This window comes from Streptomyces sp. NPDC005899 (assembly GCF_040629645.1).
Classification (GTDB): domain Bacteria; phylum Actinomycetota; class Actinomycetes; order Streptomycetales; family Streptomycetaceae; genus Streptomyces.
Map to the genome: position 1 here is coordinate 1 of NZ_JBEXWB010000254.1, position 9,475 is coordinate 9,475.

General features: G+C 69.2%; 6 protein-coding genes. 1 reads left to right on the top strand and 5 read right to left on the bottom strand.

The features are described from left to right. Positions 1-143: 143 nt before the first annotated feature. The 4 genes from ABZ371_RS23760 to ABZ371_RS23775 form a co-directional block, all read right to left on the bottom strand. Positions 144-560, bottom strand: coding sequence for a hypothetical protein (locus tag ABZ371_RS23760; protein WP_358683027.1), 417 nt, complete (start codon positions 558-560; stop codon positions 144-146). A gap of 1,075 nt (positions 561-1,635) precedes the next feature. Next, entirely contained in the window at positions 1,636-3,561 is a 1,926-nt protein-coding gene (locus tag ABZ371_RS23765; RefSeq protein WP_358683029.1) for an acyl-CoA synthetase, read from the bottom strand. 89 nt (positions 3,562-3,650) lie between these two features. Continuing rightward, on the bottom strand, positions 3,651-4,535 hold the full coding sequence (locus tag ABZ371_RS23770; protein ID WP_358683031.1) for an amidase: 885 nt from the start codon (positions 4,533-4,535) through the stop codon (positions 3,651-3,653). A gap of 232 nt (positions 4,536-4,767) precedes the next feature. Continuing rightward, positions 4,768-5,835 carry an AsnC family transcriptional regulator gene (locus tag ABZ371_RS23775; RefSeq protein ID WP_358683033.1) on the bottom strand — a complete coding sequence of 356 codons (1,068 nt, stop codon included), beginning with the start codon at positions 5,833-5,835 and terminating at the stop codon, positions 4,768-4,770. Positions 5,836-6,045: 210 nt separating this feature from the next. Here ABZ371_RS23775 and ABZ371_RS23780 point away from each other — a divergent pair, with 210 nt between their 5' ends. After that, positions 6,046-7,614: an ABC transporter substrate-binding protein gene (locus ABZ371_RS23780; RefSeq protein WP_358683035.1), complete on the top strand. Its 1,569-nt coding sequence runs from the start codon at positions 6,046-6,048 to the stop codon at positions 7,612-7,614. Positions 7,615-8,129: 515 nt separating this feature from the next. Here ABZ371_RS23780 and ABZ371_RS23785 read toward each other — a convergent pair. Next, positions 8,130-9,407: a DUF3533 domain-containing protein gene (locus tag ABZ371_RS23785; RefSeq protein ID WP_358683037.1), complete on the bottom strand. Its 1,278-nt coding sequence runs from the start codon at positions 9,405-9,407 to the stop codon at positions 8,130-8,132. Between the last annotated feature and the right edge of the window lie 68 nt (positions 9,408-9,475).

Below are 9,475 nucleotides of genomic sequence, written 5' to 3' on the forward strand. Positions count from 1 at the left end.
GATCACCGATTGCCTTCGAGAACGCCCTCCACCTCACACCAACTACGCTGGCACAAGCCGCATAACCCGTGTTCAGGATCCGGGGTCAAGGCCCAGGCGCCCTCGGCACCGATCTCAACCCGCGGCATGTCACCGGATCACGGTCAGGGCCTGCGGTAGGTCTTGCAAGCCAGGTCGACGTAGTTGCCGTCATCCAGACAAACCTTGATCGTGGCAGCCCCACCCGGAACATCGGCGGGAACGTTGAGAGTGAAGCCGGCCGTCTGCTCGCAGATGATGCTCGTGCCGCGGCTGCCCAATTGCTTTCCATTGGCGTCGTAGGTGTACATCCAGGTCGCCCGGCATCCGCTGGAGCTGATGGCTCGGTGCTCACCCGCTAGAGTGACCGACCGGTTGTACCAGGTGGCCGTGCCCTGGGTGTAGGTGGCCCCGAAAGGGACATTGATCCCCGGGGTGGTGGGGTACTCGACGGCCTGCGCGCTCGTCGCCGGTAGCCCGAGGAGCATGCCAGTCGTCAGAGCCGCGATGCCAAGGCCGGTAGCGATCTTAATAGGACGCATACGGTCTCCCAGGAGAGAAGCCAAAACGCAGAAGAAGCCCTTCCAACCTGACCAGTGGACACCCGCACGTCTACGAACTATCCAGCCACATCAACCTCCGGGACCCCAAGTTCGAGCTGCGTTCGACACCGAACGCTCTGCCACCACAGTCCTGGGCGGACCGTCTTCCTGGCGCCGCACCGTATCTCGCGGCACGTCACCTCGTTCGCCTCAAGGCTGTCGTTCGCGGCCCCTCTAACGAGCTGGCAGGGCCAACGTCACCGCTAACCATGCACGAGCTCGTAAGTCAGGACCCTTCTTCAGCGAGCGGGTATGACCAGGTCGGGGCGGTGCGTGACTCCCCGCGTGTAGCGAGGAAAGCCGCCCCTTGGCACACCTCAAGGAATGCAGGTCAGGGCGTCACGCTCGTTTGACGCATGGGGGACGAGATGTTGCCTACCGAGAGGATAAAACATTTCAGACCTGCGGCTTTCGATGTCTCGTTCCCTATGACGTGTTTTTGATGACCTGCCACGTGGAGTGTGTGGCGATTCTTGAGCCGGTCGCGAAGAACGCCTGACCTGCGATTTCGTTGCCCTGGTAGTGAGGTTGACCTATTTCCCTGCATGTAGTGGGTCGAGGGGCTGGATCGAGCCCTGCAGTTGCCTGACCTGCGACTTCTTAAGGGGTGCGGTCGATTCGGCGGCGCTTTCTGGCTTCTTTCGGGAATCTTGACGCTCATATGACGCTCGAACTCTGGACGGGGACGAGTGGAGGAGACCGAGGCGTGGCCGGCCGGCGTCGCCTCCGAGAAGGTTATCGACTTGGCGGGGGATCAGCGGCGTCCGTCTGGACGCTGCCGAAGAACGGGCCGAGCCCGTCCGCCGCTCCGGGACGGTGCTTCCGTGGCGTGGTGGGTGACGATGCCGGGTTCGTGACCCCTGGCCAGGAGCCCTGAGCCGAGGCCGTCAAGGACTGACGAGCGTATCGCCACAGCGACGGCGTGGCTTGCGGGGGCGGGGAGGAAGGTGATTCGCCTTGGCGGTCCGCCGTGCCGGCGGTCGGCCGCCGGGATCCTGTGGACGGCAGGGCGGCCTCACGAACTGCCGAGGTCGGTGAACGTCCATTTCACGTCGTACAGGGCGAGTTGGGCGATGATCCGGCGGCGCCGGCCGGGGTCGGCGACGGGAGGCAGGGAAACCGTTGGGCGGCCGTCTACCAGTTCGCATCGGATCTGTTCGTCGGGGAAAGAGATGCCGAGACCGGCCAGGGCTGTGGAGATCGCGCGGCGCGTGGAGTCGAGGCGCAGAGGGACCTTGGAAGGTTTGCCGATGTCGGTCACTGGCAGCACCGGAAGCACGATGACGTCCTTGGGGGCTGCGGCTCGCTCGGGTACGTGCTGCGCGGCGAAGGCGACCAACTCGTCGGGCCCGGTGGCGGTCGTGCCGGGCCTGAGGGTGACGTAGGCGACGGGGACCTCGCCGGAGTGGGGGTCGGGGCGCCCGACGGCGCTTGCGCCGGTGACGGCCGGGTGGGTGAGGAGGGCATCCTCGATTACGGCGGGGTCTATGTTGTGGCCGCCGCGGATGATCAGGTCCTTCGCGCGGCCGAGCAGGTGGATGAAGCCGTCGGAATCCACGCGTGCGAGGTCGCCGGTGTTGAGCCAGCCGTCGCGCACGCTGCCGAGGGTGTCCATGCGCGGTCCGGTGTCGTCGTGCCCGACGACGTAGCCGGGGAAGACGGTGGGGCCGCTGATGGCGAGGACGCCGGGTTCCCCCTGCGGGAGGTCGTGCCAGGTGCCGTCGCTGCCGATCCGTACCGTCTTCACCTGCTGGTAGGGCATGCGCTGGCCCGCGGCCTCCGGGCGCTGGTGCTCGTACAGGAAGCTCCGAGCGCTGCCGCAGGTGGCTTCGGTGAGACCGTACCCCTGGCAGAGCGGGACGCCGGTGTGGTGCTCGAACGCCGCACGTACCGCCGGCGGCAAGGAAGACGCGCCGACTATGGCGAAGCGCAGCGAGGTGATGTCCGCGTCGAGCGGCCTCCGGGCGAGGCCGGCGTAGACGGTCGGGACCGCGGACAAGGTGGCGATCCGGAAGTGCGCGACGATCTTCCAGAAGACTGCGAACAGCGCTGGTTCGCGGTAGCCCAGGGGGCCGGTCCACACGGTGTGCTGACCGCGGAACAGCGGCGCCAGCAGGGTGACGACCAAGGCGTTGACGTGGAACAACGGCAGCCCGGCGAAGACCACGGAATCGGAGTCCAACGTGCTGTTGGCAGCGATCATCCAGGCGTCTGTCACCTCGTTGGCGTGGGTGTGTGCGGCCAGCTTGGGGGCGCCGGTGGTGCCGCCGGTGTGGAAGTACGCGGCCAGGTCGCCGGCCTTCGGAGGCACCACACCAGGAAGGAGCTCTGTCGGCTGGCCGGCGGCCTCGACCTGCAGATAGGCGACGTGCACCCCCTCGACCCGTTCGAGTTCGGGGGCGGGACCGGGTGCGCCGACCGGACGCAGGGCGAACAGCGCTGAGCAGCCGAGTGACGCCGCCGCGGTGCGGGCCGTCCGCCATGCCTCGGCGTCGAGTTCGGGTCCGGCCGCGACCAGGACCCTTGCCCCGCCCAGACCCAGCAGCCGTTCGGCGTGCTCGACGGCGAGTGCCGGGTTGACCGGTGCCGCACAGCCCGCGAGCTGGGCGGCCAGGAGGGTGGCGGGCAGAAGGCCGGCGTTGGGGGTCAGCAGGCCCACGGCGGTGGTACGGCGGACGCCGTGTCGGTGGAAGAGGTTGGCGATGCGGTGCACTTGATCGCGCAGTTGCTCGAAGGTCAGGGTCTCGCCGCGCGTCCACTGCTCCGCGCTGGGCAGCGTGGTGAGAGCCGGCCGGTCGGGCCACAATGCGGCGGCGCGTGCCAGTACGTCGTACGTGGAACCGGGCAGGCCGCGGTCCTCGAGCGCGATGGACTCGATCGTCGTCAGCGCGCCCGGCCGGTCGTATGCCGGCCAGAGCAGATCGGGTTCAGGGGCGTTCACAGGAGTTGCCTCTCGACGGTGGGCTGATCGGTGGTGGGGGCCCATCGCGCGTTCCTGCGTGGGCGGGGGCGTCGGCACTGCTCGCCGGGCTACGGCATGCCGTCCTCGATCTGGGCGTACGACCAGGGGCGGGGGTCTCCAGTGCCCTGCCGATGCGGAAGACGGCGGGGTCGTCGTAGGGGTGGCCGAGGATCTGGAGGCCGGTGGGGACTCCCCAACCCGACGTTCCGGAGGGAACGTTGAGCACGGGACAGCGGTTGTGGATGTTGCAAGGCGTGGTCACGGCGCTCCACAGGGTGTCGGCCACTCCCTCGCCGTGCACCACGACCTTGTCGCTCGCGAGGTCGTCGCCCGCGTGCCAGCCGGGGACGGCGGTGGTGGGGCAGATCGGCGGCCGGGATGCGGGTGGAGCCCCCGATGTCGCAGGCCGAGGCGAGCAGGGTCGTACCGGCGGCGAGGGAGGCGCCCGCACCGCCGGAGGACCCACCGGGGGTGAAGTCGGGGTTCCAGGGGTTGCGGGTGATGCCCCACATACGGGAGTGCGTGTAGGTGCTGAGGGAGAACTCCGGGGTCGTCGTGCGGGCGTGGATGATGCCGCCCGCGCCGAGGATGCGGTCGATCACGGGAGCGTTCTCCGTGGCGATGCGGCCCTCGTGGGCGAGAGAACCTTCGGTCAGGGTGCGGCCCACGATGGCGTGCTTCTCCTTGGCCGCGACTGGGATGCCCTCCAGCGGACGGGGGGGGGCCAGGCCGTCTTCGCCGAGGTAGCGGGCCTCAGCGTGCCGGGCCTGTTCCAGGGCCTCGTCGCAGAGTCGCTCGGTGAAGGCGTTGATGTGCGGTTCGACCTTCTCCACACGCTCGATGACGGCCCGCATGAGTTCGACGGGCGACAGCGCACGGCCGGCGAAGAGCTGAAGCGCGTCGGTGGCGTTGAGGTGGACGAGGTCATCGCCGGCGGGGGTGTGGCTGGACATGGGTGTGACGTCCTTCCCGTGCGGAGGCTGAGGCCGATCGGTCGGTAAGCCGGCCGGTCGGTCGGCTGTCGTCCGGCGGTGGTGCCAGCCTCAGGGACTGGCCCCGCCCGGCCTGCAGATTGCATGAATCCGCCAGGGCCGGGGGCGGTGTGCCGGAAAGCGCAGCCGCGGGCTCGGGTAGGAGCGACTCGGACGGGACCCGGAGGGAGATGGCGGATCGGAGGTGGGTGGTTCAGACGATCGGATGCCACGGGTCGACCGGCACGCAGCCGGTGCTCCGGCCGTCGTCCCCGAGCAGGCGGCCCATGCGCTTGATCCAGCGCAGGTTCACCGCTCGGTTGCGTACGCGCAGGGAGCTGATCCGCGCGGCGGCCTGGACCTCGTAGCGACCAAGGTCGTCCAAGGCATGCAGCCACACCACGCTCAGCAGGTTCGCCTCGGCGGACACCGACGCCGCCATACGAGTGCTCCGCAGGCGGCTCAATTCATCGCCCGCAGCCATGAGCTGGGCGGGTGGCACGGACATCCAGAGCGTCGCCGAGCTGCGCCAGCCCGCGTACAGGTGGGCGGCGTCGCAGCGCAGTACCGCTCTGCCGCCCTGGAGCAGAGAGTGCAGCGACCGTCGCACCGTTGACTCCGGACGGCCCAGCTCGGCGGCGATCGAGGTGACGGAGCGGCGGCCGTCCTCGGCGAGGACGCGCAGCAGGATGCGGTCCTCGGGCGTGAGCGTGGCCGCGCCGGCGGTGTGGGCGCCGCCGTCCTCGGTCTCCGTCAGGTCGCGCCTCTGGTCGCGGGAGAGGGAGTCCATGCGCCACTCGCTGCCGTCCCGGTGCACGTGCTGCACCAGGTGGGTGCGCGTGGCCGTCACCGCCTCGATACGGCCGAGGGCGAGTACGTACCCGCTCATCAACGACATGGTCGCCGTGGCCACCGTCAGGAGCAGGTCGCAGGATCCCGCCACCAGTTCCACGCTCATCGCCTGCGGGTGCCGGGCCAACTGGTCGGCCAGGGCCTCCCGGGCTTGCGGCACGCACGTCACCTCGATCAGGGCGAGGGCGCCGTAGGTGACCTGGGAGGGCGACGCGTAGCAGGTGACCCATGCCTCACCGGAGTTCCGCAGCCGGGACCAGCGGCGCGAGAGCGTTGCCGCGTCCACGCCGAGCGGGCGGGCCAGCTGCGCCCAGGGGGCGCGGGGCGCCATCTGCAGGGCGTTGACGAGGGCGAGATCGAGTTCATCGAGTGTTCCCCGGGACGGGGTGGTGGCGGCCCTGGGGCCGACGGGCCCTGCGGATTCATGCATGCGATCACCTTTCCGATGCGGATTCTTGCAATTGCGGGGTCGGGAGGGAAGTGACCTGTTCTGTATGCCGCAACAGACCGCAGCACTGCCCGCGCTCCCAGACCCCGGCCCGGCCCCGCCCACAGCCCCTCCAAGTCCCCGGCCCGTACCAGAGCTTCGCCCCTCCCAGCCCTCGGCCCCTTCTCAGTTCTCAGTCCTGGAGAGTCCTCCATGCCCTGTTCGCGGTTCCTCTCCGGCGCCATCACGGTTGCCGCCACCTCCCTCCTGGCCTCCGCCTGCACCACCGGCCCGACCGGCGGTCCTTCATCGAGCGGCGACAAGGGCCGGGCCACAGTCAAGGTCGGATTCACCTCCGACGTCACCTCGTTCGACCCGGCGAAGGGCGCGGGCTCGACGGACTATGCCCTCACGTCGTTGCTGTACCAGCCGCTGATCGGCCAGGACGACGGCGGTACGTTCGTCGCCGCTCTCGCCGACACCTGGACGTCCACGCCGACGAAGACCTCGCTGACGCTGAAGAAGGGCCAGACCTGCTCCGACGGATCGGCGCTCACCGCCTCGCAGGTCGTCGCCTCCCTGAAGCGCTACCGGGCGAACTCGGCCGGCGCCCTGCTCACCTTCGGCGCCGCGAACACAGGGGAGAAGACCACGATCACCGGCGACGAGACGACCGGCACCGTCACCATCACCACCGCCACCCCGTGGGGCGAGGTCCTCGCCGGCCTGTCCGGCACCGCCGCCGGGATCGTCTGCAAGGCCGGCCTCGACGCGGGCGCCGCCGCGCTCGCCCGGGGCGCCGTCAAGGGCGCGGCCACCGGACCGTACGAAATGGGTACGGCACGGCGCGGCACCTCGTACGAACTGCGGCTGCGCAAGGGATTCAAGGCGTATCCGCGGTTTGCCTCGATGCCCGCAGGGGAGCCGGCCGACCGCCTGCGAGTCCAGATCTCGAAGAACGAGTCGACCCTCGCCAACCAGTTGCAGACCGGCGCCCTCGACCTGGCCCCCCTCACAGGCACGGACGCCACGCGGTTCACGGACAACGACACGTTCACGGTGAGATCCGCGCCGTTCATCCGCAACTACATCGCCTTCAACCAGCGCCCCGGGCACCCGGGCGCCGCCCCGAAGGTCCGCAAGGCGATCGCGCAGGCGGTCAGCGTCAAGGCGTTCAACAACGTCTTCGGCGGCACCGGACAGCCCCTCACCTCGTACGTGGACGAGAAGGCGGCGTGCGTCTCCACCGACGACTCCCTGCTGACCAGGACGGACACGGCTGCGGCGAAGCAGGTACTGAAGGGCGTCAGCATCAAGCTGGAGGGATCCAACGCGGTCGCCGGCGGCGCAGGCAACTCCTACATCGCCGAGGCCCTGCGCGCCGCCGGCGCCGAGGTGAAGCTCACCAACGCCGACAACGCCGCCTGGGCCACCGACGTCACCGCCAACCAGGGAGACTGGGACGCCACCGTCTTCCCGCTGATCAGCGGCACCCTCGCGCGCGGTGGCACCTACTTCCTGGGCCCCGAACCAACGAACGGCGGCCTCAACTACGGTGCGGTGAAAAACGCGGCTTACGCCGAGAACTACGTCGCCGCGACCTCCACCACGGACCGCAACGCCAAGTGCGCCGCCTGGCAGAAGGCGCAGGAGGCGCTGCTCAAGGCCAACGACGTGATCCCGCTGGCCACGGTCGACGTGCACTACGTCGCCCGCAAGGGCGTCTCCTTCGCGATGCCGGGCGGATCCCTCTCCGTCTCCACGCTCCGGATCACCGGCTGATGGCGGCGGCATCGGCCGTCGGGACGGCCTCGGGGGCCGGGCGCTCGGCGCGGTTCGGCCCCTGGGGCACCTTTCTCCTCCGGCGTCTCGTTGGGCTCACCGCCGTCGCGGTCACGCTCGTCGCCGGCACGTTCCTCATGGCGGGTTGGTGAGCAACCTGTCTACCAGCCGGGGCCCTGGTGGACCGAGCGGCGCCCTGACGTATCGCGGGTAAGGCCAGCACCCACGGCGGGCTGCTGCGGGGCAGGCGCGGGGTCAGGCGGCTGGATGGACGCGGGACCGTTGTTCCGGGCCATGATGCTGCCCCCTTGAGTTGAGAGCCTGTTCTTGCACCGCGTTCCTCGCGAATCCGGCGGGCCGGATGAATCTGGCGATGAGGGCGCATGTCCCTCCGGGGATGCGGTTCTCCGGCCGAGGGTGACGTTGGTGGCGCCGCCCGATCACCCCATGGACGGGGGGCTTGGGGACCTACGGGCCCGCGGACCGCCCTCCTGGCCCGGCACCAAAAGCCGCCTTCAGCCCGGTTTGGGCACCATTCGACGCAGGCCTCTGCGGTCGTAGTACCGGGTCACGAGAAAACCGAAGACGACCGCGCCGATGATGCCGACGCCGATCATGATCCATCCCCGGGTGAGCCCCGCGTCAGCGCGGGCGTCGAAGTACAGGATCGCTCTGACGCCCGAAGCGAGCTGGTGCATCGGCTCGAAGAGGGCGAGGAAGCGGTAGAAGCCCGGCACCGCCTCGAGCGGGATAGTGGCCCCTGAGGACGGCAGGGCCAAGGCGATGAAGACGAACATCGACACGAGCTGGCCGATGTTGCCGAACGCCGCGTTGATCGACTGCACGCCAAGGCCCACCGCCAAGCAGGAGCAGTAGGAGAACAGCGCCAGCATGAAGAGGTGGGGTGCGTCCATACCCAGGATGCTGATGCAGGCGATCATGACCAGTGCGGTGACGGGGACGCACAACCCGGCGGTCATACCCATTTTGAGCAGCAGCGTCTGCGTTCGGTTGATCGGGACAGTAGGCCTGCGTGAGTGCCAGGGACCGATCTCCGCGTCTGCGTAGCCAAGAGCGGTGTCGACGGAGCTGTGAATGATGTTGCCGCCGAGAAAGCCCGTCAGCACCAGCAGCAGCACGTAGTAGAAGGCGCTCAGTCCCAGCCCGCTGTGCGACCCGATCGGATGGCCCACACGGGTGTCGACCGCGACCGGGTCGGCGAGCAGCAGACGCGTGGCGGACGGCGCCCGCGCGAATTCCGGTGAGGCCGACAGTTGTTTGCCGATGGCCGATGACGCCTGGTGCGCGGCCTGCTCGCTGATCTTGCCGGCCATCGACGATCCGAGGCTGCCCAGGCCCGGATTGGTCAGCACTGTCAGGGTGGGCCGACTGGCGTGTGTGCCGGCCAGCGAGCGCACCGCGGAGGTGAAGTCGGGGGGAATGACCAAGGCGCCGTAGACCTTCCCGGAGTCCAGTTCGTCCTGCGCGGAGCCATGGCCGAGGCGGCGCCACCGCACATCGTCGTTCGACGTGGAAGCGATGATCTCATCGCTCACCTCGGTGCCCAGATTCTTCCGTGACCCTGGCAGCGGCATGCCGGTGTCCTGGTTCACCAGGGCGATCGGCAGCCGGTGCAGGCTGCTTTCCGGCGTGAGAATACCGCCCATGTACAGCAAGGACAGCAGCAGCGCGAGCAGCCCGGTGAGCACACCGGGAGCGATCCACAGTTTGCCGTGGCGCAGCACACCCGCGGCGTTCGTGACGGCAGAGGGCTGAGTGCGGTCGGAAGCCATGGTGCTCCTCAAGATCTCGGCTGCGGGGCTCGACCGTGCGACCGCCCCGCCCCGGGCGACGTCGCCCG